Here is a 14,678-nt window from a genome sequence, read left to right as displayed (position 1 = left end):
AGCGATTGGCGGGGACAGTTGTGGCACCCGAGCGCTCGGCGATATGTATCGGTGGAGGCGGCATCGCGCTGCTCTGTGGCCTTATCGGAGTGGTCCTCCTCCTTACAGGAGAGGGCGTAATTCTGCCTACCTTCAGCGCGCGGGCGGGCACTACATCGCCGGCGAACGGATGCGCGACGGCAGCCCGCACGCCGCCCAGGCACTGTCCCGCCAGGGCCGCTACCAGCAGGTTCGGGACAACCTGCGCGTCAAGGAAGTCCGGATCGACTCCACCCCCCGCGTCCGGTGGATCATCTGCCACAACCCCGACGAGGCCGAACGCGACCAGGCCGCCCGCGAAGCCGCGATCGCCAGGATCTCCGCCGAGCTCGACCGCATCGCGTCCGCCCGCACCCGAGCCCGCGAGGCCGCCCGCACCCGCCGCGCCGCCACCACAACCAGCAAGGCCGCGTGGCGGCACGCCGCCCGGGCCGCCGAACGTGAGGAGGCCGCGCACGTCAAGGCCGAATGCGCGCTGCGTGAACACCCGGCCCTGGGCCGGTGGCTGCGCCAGACACCGTCCGGGCGGCTGCAACTGGACCGGACCAAGATCGCCGCCGAAGCGAAGCTGGACGGGAAGTACCTGCTGTCCACCTCCGACCCGGACCTCTCGGCCGAGGACGTCGCCCTGGGCTACAAGAACCTGCTGGAGGCCGAGCGCGGGTTCCGCGACTTGAAATCCACCATCGAGCTGCGGCCGGTGTTCCACCGCCTCGAACTCCGCATCCGCGCCCACGTCCTGCTCTGCTGGCTGGCGCTGCTGCTGATCCGGGTCGCCGAACGCCGCACCGGCCGCACCTGGCGCACCATCTCCCGCGAGCTGGGCCGGCTGCCACACGATCCCCCTCACCGGCCCGGCCGGCACCGTCGTGCAGACCACCGAGCTCACCACCACCCAGGCCGGCATTCTTCGGGCCTGCGGGGTCACCCCACCACCCCGGATCACCACCCTCGACCCCGCCTAACCAGCCCAAACAGCGCCAACAGGCACCGCGGCGGGCATGGACACACGCCCACCCCGCTCCCACACCAGCGGTCCTGCAGGTCAACCCCCGAATTCAGCCCTCACATCTGCCCACGAACTGCGGAATCCGGGTTAAGTGGGTGTCGCAAAAGTCGGTCCCGTCGGGCGGGTCGCTGCGTTGGCGTCGGAGGTGGTGGCCCTTCGCTGCGGCCCCAGCGGGCTGGTGCGGGGTCGCGGGGACCTAGCGGTGGCGGAACTCCAGGAGGCCTGCGTAGCCGTGTGAAGGGGCTGCTGAAGCGCTGGTGTCGAGGACGTTCTGGTGTTGCGGCGATGGGAGCGGCTCGACTCGGCTTGGCGGCTCGTGGTGATCGCGGAAAGTGTTCGACCGGTCGCGCTGCGCGTTTTATGCTCGTTTCGTTCCGGCTGCGTCGTCCGGTGTGGATGTCGGCGCTGTGGCCGGGTATCTTTCTGCGGTGAAATCATCGAGAATGTGGCGGGTTGCTGCCGCTAGCGTGATGGTTATTGCTGTCACGATGGGTGCTGCGTCTGGTGCGGCCGCTGCGGAGTCTTCTGGTCCGGTGGCCGCGTCGGTTGTGAAGAGTCCGCGTCCGGTGGAGCCGGAGCCGCCTGGCCCGGATTCGTCGGCGGCGCCGCCGACGGTGGGTGGATCAAGTGTGGAGACTTTCCGGACGGGTTCTGGCGTGGAGTCGTGGGATGGTTCGTGCAAGTATCTGCACGAGCATTTTGATGAGATTTCTGCGAAGGCAACGGGTGAGGGTGGTATCCCGTGTGTCGATGTGACTATCCCGTCGCCGTCGGAGAACCGGCCTCAACCGTATGATCTGAATCCGCAGGCGTTTGATCTGGTGGCGTATCCGAAGGCGTGTGAGGGGTACACGGATTGGGTGGTGGACCGGACGACGCAGTGCAAACGGGATCGTGTGGACATCACGATTTTCGAGCAGCGCACGAAGGTCGTGCTGGGCACCTTGAACGTGAACCGTCGTACGTTGTCGTATACGAATGCTGGGAATCCGGTGTGGGGTGTGCAGACGACGTTGTCGTTGGCGGGTGCGTCGGGTGTGGGCTATGGGGCGTCGGTGAGTGGGTTGGGGACGTGTGGGTCGCCGCGGCCGGGTGAGGTGTCGGGGTGCACGCGTAACGGGCCGAACACGTTCGGGCCGAGTCCGGCGTTGAACCCGAACTTCCCGTTCACGGGGAGAGACCTATTACCGGGGCACGAAGGTCGGCCCGGGGGAGAGCGGGGCGGGGAAGAACACGGTGGACCTGACCTTCTCCAACCCGAAGTGGCAGAAGCCGGAGTTCTCCTCGACGTTCGTGCCGCACCCGGTGCGCTGTGACAACGCGGTCAAGGGCCGTGGTCCGGGGTGTGTGGTGGCGGCGCATACCCCGGTGATCGCCTACTCCCGGTCCGGGGACGTGGGGGAGCTGGCCCGGCACATCGGTGACGCGCAGGCCTCGGGTCTTCCGGGGGCGTACCCGTCGGGGGTGCCGTTGACCCGGCTCATGGATAAGGATGACGCGAAGGACAACCGGGGCCGGGCCTGCCCGCGTACCTACACCCGCCCTACAGGACTCAGCTGTGATGAGTATCCCTTCGCCTCCAGCTACCAAGGAGCCGACCAAGCCCCGAAGGGCCCGGGACGAACCTTCCCATATTGCCGGATCGCACCGAAGCTTCCTCAGGGTCTGCGTGATTCCACTGGGTACAGTTCGTGCATGATCAATGATGCGCAGAACAAGCGGGGCGGTTCACAACTCAGCGCGTTCTTCTCGAAGAACCGCGTCATCGACCGGGACGCTTACCGCGTCTGGATCCAGCCGTAAGGTACTGACCGCTGGGGAGTTGCACTCAGCGCAGCTCCCCAGCAGCCTTGCGCGGCATCACTGCCAGGTGAGTCGCCCGCCGAGAGCAATGGGAGTTAAATCAGTCTGCTCCTCAGGCGTCTCCGATGTGACCGCTTGGAGCGTCGCTCGGTTGAGGGCGAGGAAGCTCTTCCAGCGGGGAGCGTCATTCAAGTCTGCATCGACCTTGTCATAGAACACCGCGGCCCCGAACTCTTTCCCCCCTCTGCGATCGATCATCAAGTAGCTACCGTTCTGATCCTCTGCCACGGGAAGAAGGGCGGGGATGAAGCCGCCAATTGCAGACCCGGCGAGCTTGTTCGCGTCAAACGACTCTGCGGCTATGGCGTTCGCTCCGAGCTGCGCGAAGAAAGTCCCCCGCGCATCTGATTTTTCAGATGGTGGCGGAGAGGCTCCTGCCGCTAAGTGAGCATAGCTGGAGAGCATGTCATCTTCCCAGACAGAGACGACTTCGGAAATTCCGAGAGGGCGAAGCCCCGGGAGAATGTATCCGCTAGGCGCGCGCAGCGCCCCGTCGCACCACTCATAGAACGCCAGTACATCTTCAGGCCAAGGGTATCCGCCAGTTCTCCCTTGCGCGGTATCTAGCTCAATTGCCAATCCTTTAGAGAGGAAAGCCTCCCCGGTTTCAGGGGCGTTCTCAGCGCACCACTCGTAAAGTTTCACCCAAGGGTCCATCGTCCTCACCTTCCCGTCTTTCGACTAGAGAGTCCGCGACGCGCCGTTGTTCAGCGATTCGAGAGTAGGTCAGACTTAGTGATATCTGCAATTCGTTCGCGATATCTCGGGGACTCTTGCCAGATTCGCTGCGCGCGATGATCTGGGCTCGACGCTGGCGACTCCGCTCCTCGTAATCGGCACGTTCTTCGGCAACAGTATTGCGAATGGTCCTGTCGGAGACGTTAAGCTGTTCAGCGAGCGTGCGAGCTGAGTGTTTACGGCGAGCCCGCCAAGGGCGAGTGGGAGTCATGTTTACACACCTCATTCAGTTTCAATCAGGGCCTGTCGGTCGAGACGATTATTCTTTCGAACTTGAGTGCTTTTGTCTCGCCGGGCGGCTTGGATGGTATTGAAGGTGGCGTCGTAGACGATTGGCCCGTCGGCCCACATGCGGGATTTGGTGATGATCCAGCGGGAGATGGAGTTGGCGATGCCGTTGACTTCGGGTTGGAGCAGAGGGATGGAGAAGTCGGTATTGAGGAGGGTCGCTTTGTGCATGATGGCGTCGGTGAGTCCGTGGGGGTCGCCGAAGTGGTGTCGGATTTCGCGGTAGGCCCAGTGACGGGCGGTGGTGAACAGGACGTCGTTACGGCCGAGTCCGGTGGGGTCGGCGCGGCGGGCTTTGGAGTTGCGCCAGGCCGGGCCGGGGAGGTGCCCGGCGGTGTCGAGGTGTCCGGCGAGGCCGGTGAGGCTGTGGGGGGTCTGGTGGATCCAGTGTGCGTTCCAGGAGGGGTGGATGGGGTTCTTGGTCAGGAGTCCGGAGTAGCCGAGGTCGCCGTCGACCGACCGCCGGAGGCCCTCGATGACCACGGAGGCGAACGCGACGACCTTCCGGCGGGCGTACTCGGTGCGTGTGATGGCCTCTAGAAGCGCCCAGATGGCGTGTGCGCGCCCGTTGAGGGGGTTCTCGACTACGAGGTTGGGTAGCCACTCTGGACGCTCCCAGAGAGCCCGTGAGAGCGCGTCGTCGTGGTCGATGTCGACGATCAGCAGGTTGGAGATCAACTTCGGGTTCGACTCGACGTAGCGCTTGCCCAGCGCAGCGGGCCGGCTCATCCGGTACACCCCCCCGAAGAAGTCATCGGTGGCCAACGGCCGCCGCGGCAGCCAGAGCTGGTCCCACCGCTCGCCCAGCCCGGTCTCAGAGATCACGAGAAGCACCATCGCCGATGAGCACCTGTTGCCCTCGCCAACACGCCGTCATTTTCCAAAGTAGGAAATTTGCCAAGTCAGATGTTTCCGGGACGGGGGGCGATTGACCTGCACGAAGTTCCGCGCTCTGGCGGTGCCCCACCGGGGTCTGAGGGGCTCTTGGTCCCCGGCCGTCCGTGTCCTGGGTCCCGGTCACGGACAGTGAGATTTCGGGGGATGTCCTGAAACGGCCCCCAAGCCGTGCCAAGCCGAGACAGCCGTGCCACCCCTGCTGTTTGACCAGGTCAGGGCCCATTTTCGCCTGGCACGGCTTGAGGGGGTGGCACGGCTCAAGCCGTGCCACCCCCTCAACGAGCCGCCCGCTCAAACGTGCTGGCAAGCACCCTGAACGTGGGCTGACCAGCTATGACGCTGGCTCGATCGCTTCTGCGGCAGCGCCAGCACTGTCGGTAACCAGATCGGGTGTATAGCGCCGCCAGGTGTCGGCGAACGCGGCCCGCTCGTAGCACCTGACGCGTCCCAATCCAGGGAGCCGCATCTGCGTGGACTGGATGCTGTGCTCGCTCAGGAGCTTGCCGAGGCGCATGGCGGTGAGTCCTTCCCCGCGTGGCCCGTACTCGGCCCACGGTGCCTCCGGGTCGGCGCGGAGTTGCTGGAGGAGCCGCATGGTGGGTAGTGCGTGTTCGTTGCCGAAGGCGGTGTGGCAGTCGGCGAGGAGGCGGATGCGTTCGGAGCGGTCGTCGCCGGTGTCTTCTGCTTGGAGGGCGAGGATGGCGTGGCGTGCGCGTTCGGGCCAGTGGCCTCCGGCGTGGTCGGCGATGGCGATGAGTGGTTCCCAGGTGTCGGCGGCGCGGTCTTCGACGGGCATCGCGGGTTCGGCTGTTTCGAGGGTGGTGAGGTCGTTACGGAGCCAGCCGTTCAGGCGCTCAGCGAGCCGCTGAAGGCGCGGGCGGTCCCGCCGGTGTCGATACGGCTCGACGGTCTCCCCAGGTGCTCTGCGGCGCATCTGGACGACCACAGCGCGGTCTTCGATGGTGTCGGGCATGCGTCCGATCCCGGCCAGGGCGGCCATGGCGAACGTGGAGATCGACTCGACGCGGTTCTTGGCCAGGTCGTAGCGCTTCGCCGGGCGGTTGCGCTGGTGCCCGGCATTCAAGAGTCCGCGGAGGTCTTCGTGCCCGTCGGCTTTCGGCCCGAAGATCGTGTCGGCTTCGTCGACGAGCATGGTGGGTGGGTCGGCGGTGATGGAGCGGTAGACCGCTGCGGGGGTGGCGTTGACGGTGATGAACGGGTCGTGACACGCGCCTTCGACGACGTCGAGCAGGCGGGATTTGCCGCAGCGCTTCTCCGGCGCCCGCACCACCAGACGCGGGGCGTGTGCCCAGGCGGGCTGGGCGTGAGTGGCGGCGATCCAGAGCACGACACCGACCACGGCCGCGTCCGACGGGAGCGACACGTAACGCCGGAGGGCGGTCTCGAGGTCGTCGAGGATCACCGCCCCATCCACGTCGCTGCCGGGGGTGCCGTTCGGTGGCTCGGGCAGTGGCGGGGGCACGGTGTCGGATCGGGAACCTTCGGTCTGACCTGCGGGAACTTGGTCATCGTGAGTGTTCATGCGGTCCTCCTGGCGTTCGATGCGGTTGCGGATGGGTGCGGGTGGTGTCGCCAGACGCGGCCGGTCACCTCGGGCTCGGTCGGGTGTTCGGTCCAGGTCTCGGTTGGGGCGTAGGTGCGGAGTTCGGCGGCCGGATGCGAGTCCGGGTAGCGGTCGGAGGCGGTCTGCATGGCGGTCAGGTCGGCGGCCCAGTACCAGCGCCCGCGCCAGGGGCCGTCGACCAGGACGGCGAGTTCACGTCCGGCGGCCACCTGGGCCGCCAGCCGCGACAGCCGGTGCGCGGCCGGTGATTGCTGCCGCGTCGCTTCCGGTCCTCGCCCGCCCTGGGGGCGGGCTGTGGTCCGGGTCGACTTGCCCACGACCAACTGCTGGCCTGCGGTGGTGGTCATGCCGCGTCCCCGCGTGTCCACCGGGACCGGTCGCCGTGGGGCGGATACCGGCGCCGCATCAACTCGACCCAGGACGGCTGGTGGGCGAGTCCGGCAGCGGTGTAGGCGATCGAGATGGCGTGGCTGGAGTCGCGTAGTGCGGTCGCGTGGGCGTGGCGTAGGTCGGCGATCTCGACCCCGACCCGGGCGGCGACCAGGAGCGGCGCGGTCGGCTGCGCCCTTCCCAGGACCGCGGCGAGGACGGCCGGATCGAGGTGCCCGATCACTTCAAGGGCGTCGGCTCGATCGGCTTCGGACAGGGGCGGCAGCGGGACCGGAAGCGCCCGAGTGGCGGGTGGTTCCGGCGGTTCAGGGTGGTGACTGTGGGTGTCCATGGGGTCTCCTGTTTTCGGCATGCCGAAAGGGAGGGAGGGAGGCGCCGACGTGCCTCCCGTCCCTGCGTGTGGGTGGGTGTCAGAGGGCCTGGCCGGGGGTGCTCCCCCGCTTCCCCGGTGACTGTTTGCGCTGGTGGTGTGGGGGAAGCGGCGTGGGGGAGCGGCCGGGGAAACTTCCCCGCTTCCCCGGCCGCTCCCCCGGTTTAGAAGTTGTTCTCCCCCGTGCCGTGGGGCTCGTTTTGGTCACGGTGGGTGAGGGCGGTGTGGAGGTCGTCGGCGCGGACGACGGATTGGCCGTGGGACTTACGCGGCGGGATGCCGTGGTCGGCCAGAGCGGCGGCGAGTTCGGCGAAGCCCCAGTGCTCGTAGACGGTGCGGTTGTGTTCGACCAGGCGGGCAAGCACGAGCCGGGTCAGCACGCGGGGCTGCCCGCGCAGAGCCTCGGCGATATCGGCGAGGTGATCGACCGGCTCGGCCTCGGCGACGTGCGTCGGTGCCGGGCCGGGGACGATCCCTGCCTCTTGGCGCAGTTTCACCGCTCGCTCGACGATCGGTGTCAGCTCGTCGATGCCGTCGCCGCGTCGGATGTAGAAGCAGCGCATCAACCCGTCCCGGGGGGCGAACCCGGTGGTCATAGCGGTGCCGAGGTCCCCGAGGTCGGTGGTCCCGTCAGCGCCCACGGTCATCGGTCGCAGGGTGGTCGCGGTGATGCCTGCGGTGTGTTTGCCGGTGCCGAGGATCGCGTCGTTGCCCTGGTGGTCACCGATCGCGAAGCACGCCCGGTTGGACAGCACCTTCGCCACCGCCCTGGGCAGGGACTCCGCCGACGGCACCGGTGTCGCGAACAGCAGCGTGACGCCGTACTTGCGGGCCTTGGCGACCATCTTCGACACCAACTCGGCCGCCTCGGCCCCGCAGGGGGAGACGAACAGCTCCTGGCACTCATCGAGCACGACCACACGCGGGCGCATCGACCGATCGCTGGCCGCGAGCTTCCGGGTCAGCTTCGGTTCCCCGGCCGCGGACAGTTTCCGTCCGCGTTGCGACAGCTCCGACATCAGAGCTTTGAGGCCGTCGAGGACGGTCGGCACCTCGTCCGGATCGTCCGAGACGAACAGGGTCCGCGCGACCGGCGCGAAGGGGTCGTAGTCGGCGTTGTGGGCCATGCAGTAGATGTCGATCTCGACCAACGGGTCCAGGATCGCCCCGGCCAGGGCGGTGATGATCAGCGTGGACTTGCCGGAGCCCACCATCCCGGCGATGCCCCAGTTGCTCCCGAACAGTCGGGCGTTGACCAGGTCAGAGCGTGGATTGACCGCGACCGGGACACCGGTGAAGTAGTCGGTCGTCCCGCTCGTGAGCAGCGGCCACGGCGCCACCGGCTTCGTCAGCGAGCCTTGGTCGGCGACCCACAGGTCCAGCACACCGGGCTGGTCGCGCGGCTCGGTGGGCCAGACCTCGACCGGGAGGCGGAGCAGGTTGTGGGCCAGGACGTCCTTGCGCTTGTTGAGCATCTCGACGGTGACGCCCTCAGGGAGCAGGAACTGGCAGTGCCAGCCCTTGCCGTCATGGACGGGCGGCTGAATCCAGCGGGGCGCCCAGCCTTGCTTGAACTTGGTGTTGAGGGCGCTCATGCCCAGGTGGCGCAGCGCGTTGACTATGGCCCGCTCGTCGGGGATGACATCCCGGCCGTCGACGTCGTCGTCGACGTCGGCGGTCGGTGCGATCCAGGTGGGGGCGTCGGTGCGGGCCTTCCCGAGCGCCCACAGGCCTACGACGGCCCCGGCCAGGGCGAGGGTGGCGAGGAGGGAGGCGTAGACGGTCACGAACATGACCACCCACGCCACCGCGTCGATCACCCCAGCAACCGGGGCGATGACCAGGGAGATGTCCTTGGCGGCGATGGCGAGGACGACACCGAGCCCGACCAGCATCCCGACCGCGATCAGGGCTCCGACTCCGGCGGCGCGTAGCCAGGACAGCGGGGCGTTGACCCAGTCCATCACCCGCCCATGACGCCGCTGCTTTTCGGCGACGTCGCGGGCCTCCCACTCCAGCAACCGGTCCTGGTCACCGGCGATCTCAGCGGCGCGCATCTGACGCTCATACCGGGACGTTCCGTGGGTGTCCCGCCAGCGCTGCACGAGGACTCCGGCGCCGGAGAACACGAACCACGTGTTGCGGACCAGGGCTTTCGCGCTGGTGACGGTGACGGGATGGGTTGCCGCTGTGACGGCATGCCGTCGTGCCGTCACGAGGTCGTGGCGGTAGAGATCGCGCCGCGACACCACCACGTCCGTTCCCGGGGTCGCGTTTCCCGCCTGCTGGCCGCAGGTCACGATCTCGCCTTCGATCACCACCGGGGTGTTGTCGCGGGCGGTGTGGTGGGTGTCGGTGCGGTGGTGCAGGGTGATGACCGGCGCCAGCTCGGCGTCTCTGTCGTGGTGGGTCGAGCTGGCGCCCTCGTTCTTTCCTCGGTCGTCACGGCTGTTGTGGTCGTCGTGGTGGCTCATCGCGAGCCTCCGGTCGCGTCACGGAACTGATCGCGGAGTTGGCGGGCGCGGGCGGCCGAGCAGCGCAGTGTCCGGCGGATGGACTCGGCCGACCTGGGGTCGACCCGACTGTCGTCGACCGCTGCGCGGAGCAGCTCGCGAAGATCATCCAGAGTGCGCGGGGCCGCCCCGGTTTCAAGATCATGGTCGGGGTCGACTCCCAGGGTCGACGATGATCTTGGTGGGGTCGACTGTCGCAGGTCAGCCCTCGACTCCCCACCCGACTCCTCCGGTGTGCGGTCGAGGACGGCGACACCGCCACCATGATCATCGTCGGGGTGCGAGTCGACCCCAGAGTCGAGGCAGTCGAGGGCCGGGTCGGCCTCGTAGTCGAGGTCGTCGGTGAGCCGAGAGCCGACGCATCCCGCGCCCTCGACGAGGGCGGCCAGTGCCCAGTCCCAGTCATCCGCGATGGCGCTGCGGGAGAACGGCGCGACCGGCATGGCCGGGGCGGCCGGTGTGACAGGTCGTTCCGGGGCGGTGGTCGCGGCCAGGGTGCGGCGGTGGACCTGGAAGACGCCGGGTCGGTAGACCAGCTCCGCAGTCCCGTCCGCGGCGATGACCGCTGCCGCGTCTCCGATGGCGAGGCGCCGAGCGCGGTCGGTCTTCGCCTCCACCAACGCCGCGAGTCTCGCGGTGCGGCGTTCGGTCCAGGAGCGGGGCGCCCCGGCCAAGGTGAGCTGGTGCGCGGCGACACCGGCGATGGACACGACCGCCATCACCACGGCGGCTGTCCAGCCCTGGTGGAGGCCGTGGAGCAGGTTCATCCCGGCCGCGACCAGGGAGAACAGCACCACCCCGGCCTGCAACCCGACGACCGGCCGGTCCGGGTGCTGGTGTCGGGAGGCGGTGATGGCGAGGGCGAAGGCCCACATGCCGAGTTCGGTGATCCCGGCCAGGAGGACGCCGAGCGGGCCGTAGATGGTGGTGCCGTAGGCGGCCATCGCTGGTGCGGCCAGGGCGAAGGACAGCAGCGCGATCGGATAGATCAGCAACTCGACGGCATGGGTGGATGCCCAGGTCAGAGCCTTGGCCCGGGCGGCGGCCCGGACAGATGCGCGGGATCGTCGCTGCTCGTCCCGGCGCCGCTCAGCGCTCTCGCGGTCGGCTCGGTCGCGGTCGCGGCGGGCGTCCTGTTCGGCGATTCGCCGCTGCGCGGCAGCGTCAGCGGCTTCCCGGGCGAGGCGGGCGTCCAGAGCGCGGGTCTCCCGGCGTTCCGCCGCCCGGCTCGCAGCCCACGAGGTCGAAGAGGAAGACGTGGTGGTCATGCTCCGGCCCTCCCCTCGTCCTGCTGACCAGCCGAAACCCGCTCAGAAGGCGACTCGGCGGCCTCTGAGACGACCTCTGTCAGGGCCATCTCGGCTCGGGCGGTCGAGGCCGGGACGGTCCGGCGGGAGCGCCGCAGGCGCAGCTCGGCGGCGATCCACCACCCGGCGGCGAAGCCCAGCGGCCCGGCGAACCACCAGGTCACGAACACGGTCGCGGCCCCCAGGGCGGCGATGACGGCGATCTCGACGGCCCGCTCCCGGACCGCCCCAGCGACACAGCGAAGCAGCGCGTTCATGCCGCTTCACCACCGGTGACAGCCGAGTGACCAGCGGAAACAGCCGCATGGCGACGTGCCGGGAGCACGAACAGACGTGTCTCGACGTCACCATCTAGAGGCCCACTGGGCCCGTCGAGGTCGGTGAGGAGGTCGCCGTAGAGACGGTCGATGACCCGCTCGGTCAGACCATCCGGACACCACGAAAAGCCCAGCTCAGCGCCGGGATCAGGATCACCGTCGGGGGAGTCTGGAAGAAAAGTTCCACCCACCGGTGGATGCGTGCAGACGCCAAGGGCAGCATGGCCCATAGCCGATCACCTGTCCTCACAGGTCGTTCGGTTAGGTCGCCGCCCCGGATGGGCATCCTGGGCGGTGACCGCAAGCTCGCCGGGCTGGCAGACTCGCTCCTCAAGCAAGACACGATCCCGCCTCGGCTGTCAAGCGCCGATCTCGAACCGGCGCGCGCCTCACCTTTCCGCTCCAGGATCGGTCACGTTCCGTGACGATCGCACCTGAGGGCACCTCAAGCCATCATTTCTGCTGGTCAGACCGCGTGCAGGGCGCTTGTCGGCACGTTTGAGCGGGCGGCTCGTTGAGGGGGTGGCACGGCTTGAGCCGTGCCACCCCCTCAAGCCGTGCCAGGCGAAAATGGGCCTTGACCTGGTCAAACAGCAGGGGTGGCACGGCTGTCTCGGCTTGGCACGGCTTGGGGGCCGTTTCGGGACATCCCCCGAAATCTCACTCTGCGTGACGAGTCGGGGGCGAGGGCAGCGAGCGTCCAGGGCCCCGGCAAAGTCGTGATGGGTGGGTCCTGAGCTGCGGTGATGTGGGGGGTGGGGGTGGGTGCGGACACAGGCTTGGCGTGATCATGAGGGTGTCGAATCCTTGCTCACGTCAGGAAGCCTGTGTCCGCAGTGTCAGTGTCTCCGATCGTTGCTGCTCTGGAAGGCCTGGAGGTCGGTCCTGACGCGGGGAGAGCCGCGCCGGTCGGTGAGGCGGCGGGGTTGTCGCTGGTGGAGGCCCTGTCGCGAGTGCCGGACCCGCGGAAACCACGCGGTGTCCGCCACGGTGTCCTCGCGGTGTTGCTACTGGGGGCGTGCGCGGTGTTGGCGGGGGCCCGGTCGTTCACCGCGATCGCCGAGTACGCCCATGACGTCGGCCGCGCCGTGCTGGACGTGCTCGGGGTGGGCGCGGTCGCTCCGCACGAGTCGACCATCCGCCGGGTCCTGCAACGGGTCGACGCCTCGGCGCTGGAGGCGGCGTTGCAGTCCTGGGTGTTGCCCCAGCTCAGCGCCCAGCCGGCGGCGGAGGGCACACCCCGGCGAGAACAGCGTCGCGTGCTGGCCTTGGACGGCAAGACCCTGCGCGGCGCCCGCGTCCGTGCCGCCGACGGCAGGGTCTGGCTCCCGCATCTGGTGTCGGTGCTCGACCAGACCAGCGGTGGCGTGCTCGGCCAGGTTCAGGTCGCAGAGAAGGGCAGCGAGATCACCGCGTTCACCGCGCTGCTCGACCCCCTCGACCTCGACGATGTACTGGTCACCGCGGACGCTCTGCACACCCAGCGAGCCCACGCCGACTACCTACACCGCCGCGGCGGGCACTACCTGATGACGATCAAAGCGAACCAGCCCACGCTGCTGGCACGGGTACGGGCGCTGCCCTGGACCCAGATCGGCGTCGCTGATCGTCAACGCGGGCGTGGGCACGGCCGCGTCGAGACCCGCACGATCAGCGTGGTCAGCCTGCACCCCTGTCCCGACCTGGGCGCAGAGTTCTTCCCCCACGCATCCCAGGCGATCAAGCTGGTGCGCCGGCGTCGCCCACTGCGGCCTGGCGGGAAGTGGAGAACCGAGACCGCCTACGCGATCACCAGCCTGACCAGCACCGACGCCGATCCAGGACTGCTCGCCCGCTGGATCCGTGGGCACTGGTCGATCGAGAATCGCCTGCACTGGGTCCGTGATGTCTGCTTCGACGAAGACCGCGCCACCGCCCACACCGGTCACGCCCCGCAGGTCATGTCGGCGTTGCGGAACCTCGCGATCACCGCGCTACGCCTGCACGGCGTCAGCAACATCGCCGCAGCACTCCGCCACCACGCCCGCGACCCCCATCGACCACTGACCACCTACAAGATCATCTAGCGACTTTGCCGGGGCCCTGAGCGAGCGTCGGCGGTCGCGATTTTCGATGGTGCGTGACTGCGTTTTCAGGCACCGTAAGCAGCGGCGCTCCGCAGGCGTTTAGGGCTGGACTTCCTCGCCTTTTCTATTGCCCTTTCATGCAAGTTTTCCGCTCTTATCGTTACGGACGGGCCTCTCCACCCGTTCCGGAGAGGCGGTGGCGATTATTTCGGTGTTCACTCCGCTGGATCTGTGGTTTCAAAGGCCGCCGCAGGATGGATGTAGTATTTTCCCGCGCGGTGTTTGGGTTTGTGCCGGAGCGGAGCGTTTGTCCGATGCGTGGCCCGGCGGATGCGGGGATTGCCGCGCTGTCGTTGGGGGTCGCGCGTCCTCGGTGTTGTCGCCCTGGAACGGGTCTAGTAGTTCCCGAGAGGGGCTTTGTTACTCCCGAGAGAGCCCAAGATCGTTTTTAGGGTTGCCTTCTGGACTTGCCCCGGGGTGTTCTCGGGCCGAGCATCGCTGTGACCTGCCGTTGTATGGATGGTGGAGTGAGTGCCGCTGGGTCGGGCTGGCGCCCGACACCTCAACCACCCTGCTTCGCTGACGGCCGGTTGAGGTGTCGGGCGCCAGCCCGACCCAGCGGTTGGCGGTCGCGGAGCGGCCTTGATCGTCAGTACGTAGTTCCATGTTTTGAAAAAGGCAAAGGTCAAGGTCAACGGACTGAGGGTTGGCTGGGCGGTTTAGGCTGCTTTGGGTGTATTCGTCCGTAATGGCTGAGTGTGTTCACGTGATTGCTTTTGGTGATGGCTCTTGACCAACGGGGGGGGGGCGTGTTCGCATGCGGTCATGAGTACGAAGAAGTGCGCACGTGTTATCGGAACGGTGTTGGTTGTGGCTGTTTCGATGGGTTCGGCGACTGGGATCGCTGCGGCTGAGACCTCGGTTGCACCTCCAGCTTCGGCAGCTAGTTCTTATTCTTTGGCTACCGCTTCGGGGCAAGAGCAAGACAGGATTGAGGGTTTAACGCTGTTTCTTGAGCGCGTCAACTCAGTCCCTACTTCGGTTCTTTATCAAGGGGATTCTGCTACGCAGGACTGGTTGAGGGCGAACTATCCTAACACTGGGGGTCAGTCTCGTGCCAGTGTTATTGGTTGCGTGGGGGCGATTGGTGTTGCGGTAGGTGGTGTTCTAGTTCCCGCTGCGAAGATTTTGAAGATTAAGAAATTGGTTTGCGCAGCTTGGAGGCATCAAAGAGGCTGTCCAGACTTTCCGGGGTGCGAGCTTTTCTTGGAGAAGATTCAAGCTATCGGTGGGCGG

Annotated in this window: 12 protein-coding genes and 1 pseudogene; 3 read left to right on the top strand and 10 right to left on the bottom strand. The window is 67.3% G+C overall.

Features of this window, described 5'->3' with window-relative positions; all coding sequences use genetic code 11:
- Positions 1-889: pseudogene (locus KPL59_RS34025) on the bottom strand (hypothetical protein); the annotation flags it as partial.
- Between the two features lie 1,395 nt (positions 890-2,284).
- Here KPL59_RS34025 and KPL59_RS34020 point away from each other — a divergent pair.
- Complete coding sequence (locus KPL59_RS34020; protein ID WP_226363251.1) at positions 2,285-2,851, top strand: hypothetical protein; 567 nt, start codon at positions 2,285-2,287, stop codon at positions 2,849-2,851.
- 57 nt (positions 2,852-2,908) lie between these two features.
- Here KPL59_RS34020 and KPL59_RS34015 read toward each other — a convergent pair whose 3' ends face one another.
- From KPL59_RS34015 to KPL59_RS33975, 9 genes are all read right to left on the bottom strand, one after another.
- Positions 2,909-3,556, bottom strand: a complete 648-nt coding sequence (locus tag KPL59_RS34015; protein WP_226360920.1) for an SMI1/KNR4 family protein — start codon at positions 3,554-3,556, stop codon at positions 2,909-2,911.
- Positions 3,531-3,860, bottom strand: a complete 330-nt coding sequence (locus KPL59_RS38060; RefSeq protein ID WP_226360921.1) for an HTH domain-containing protein — start codon at positions 3,858-3,860, stop codon at positions 3,531-3,533. Before KPL59_RS38060 ends, KPL59_RS34015 begins: the two co-directional genes overlap by 26 nt.
- A gap of 11 nt (positions 3,861-3,871) precedes the next feature.
- A complete protein-coding gene (locus tag KPL59_RS34005) occupies positions 3,872-4,774 on the bottom strand; it encodes a replication initiation protein (RefSeq protein ID WP_226360922.1) in 903 nt (300 codons plus the stop codon).
- Between the two features lie 391 nt (positions 4,775-5,165).
- On the bottom strand, positions 5,166-6,257 hold the full coding sequence (locus tag KPL59_RS34000) for a DUF3631 domain-containing protein (RefSeq protein WP_226360923.1): 1,092 nt from the start codon (positions 6,255-6,257) through the stop codon (positions 5,166-5,168).
- A gap of 116 nt (positions 6,258-6,373) precedes the next feature.
- Entirely contained in the window at positions 6,374-6,766 is a 393-nt protein-coding gene (locus KPL59_RS33995; protein WP_226360912.1) for a hypothetical protein, read from the bottom strand.
- Positions 6,763-7,032: a hypothetical protein gene (locus KPL59_RS33990; RefSeq protein WP_226360913.1), complete on the bottom strand. Its 270-nt coding sequence runs from the start codon at positions 7,030-7,032 to the stop codon at positions 6,763-6,765. Before KPL59_RS33990 ends, KPL59_RS33995 begins: the two co-directional genes overlap by 4 nt.
- Before the next feature lie 311 nt (positions 7,033-7,343).
- On the bottom strand, positions 7,344-9,653 hold the full coding sequence (locus KPL59_RS33985) for a cell division protein FtsK (protein WP_226360914.1): 2,310 nt from the start codon (positions 9,651-9,653) through the stop codon (positions 7,344-7,346).
- The gene (locus tag KPL59_RS33980) at positions 9,650-10,960 is read right to left on the bottom strand and encodes a hypothetical protein (protein WP_226360915.1); all 1,311 of its coding nucleotides are present in this window, start codon (positions 10,958-10,960) and stop codon (positions 9,650-9,652) included. The genes KPL59_RS33985 and KPL59_RS33980 overlap by 4 nt, the downstream gene beginning before the upstream one ends.
- Positions 10,957-11,256 (bottom strand): hypothetical protein, encoded by a 300-nt coding sequence (locus tag KPL59_RS33975; protein ID WP_226360916.1) that lies wholly within the window; start codon positions 11,254-11,256, stop codon positions 10,957-10,959. The genes KPL59_RS33980 and KPL59_RS33975 overlap by 4 nt, the downstream gene beginning before the upstream one ends.
- A gap of 902 nt (positions 11,257-12,158) precedes the next feature.
- On the opposite strand from KPL59_RS33975, the gene KPL59_RS33970 reads away from it, so the two are divergent.
- Entirely contained in the window at positions 12,159-13,382 is a 1,224-nt protein-coding gene (locus tag KPL59_RS33970; RefSeq protein ID WP_226351754.1) for an ISAs1 family transposase, read from the top strand.
- A gap of 825 nt (positions 13,383-14,207) precedes the next feature.
- On the top strand, positions 14,208-14,678 hold a 471-nt coding region (locus tag KPL59_RS33965; protein ID WP_226363250.1), incomplete at its 3' end, for a hypothetical protein.

The sequence above is a fragment of the Pseudonocardia sp. ICBG1142 genome, from assembly GCF_020496255.1.
Taxonomy (GTDB): domain Bacteria; phylum Actinomycetota; class Actinomycetes; order Mycobacteriales; family Pseudonocardiaceae; genus Pseudonocardia.
This window is presented reverse-complemented; position numbering and strand designations above follow the sequence as displayed.

What these genes read in the sequence shown, in the direction of transcription:
- KPL59_RS33985 (WP_226360914.1), bottom strand. Translation starts at nt 9,653, where the DNA reads ATGAGCCACCACGACGACCACAACAGCCGTGACGACCGAGGAAAGAAC.
- KPL59_RS33975 (WP_226360916.1), bottom strand. Translation starts at nt 11,256, where the DNA reads ATGAACGCGCTGCTTCGCTGTGTCGCTGGGGCGGTCCGGGAGCGGGCC.
- KPL59_RS33980 (WP_226360915.1), bottom strand. Translation starts at nt 10,960, where the DNA reads ATGACCACCACGTCTTCCTCTTCGACCTCGTGGGCTGCGAGCCGGGCG.
- KPL59_RS34005 (WP_226360922.1), bottom strand. Translation starts at nt 4,774, where the DNA reads ATGGTGCTTCTCGTGATCTCTGAGACCGGGCTGGGCGAGCGGTGGGAC.
- KPL59_RS33995 (WP_226360912.1), bottom strand. Translation starts at nt 6,766, where the DNA reads ATGACCACCACCGCAGGCCAGCAGTTGGTCGTGGGCAAGTCGACCCGG.
- KPL59_RS38060 (WP_226360921.1), bottom strand. Translation starts at nt 3,860, where the DNA reads ATGACTCCCACTCGCCCTTGGCGGGCTCGCCGTAAACACTCAGCTCGC.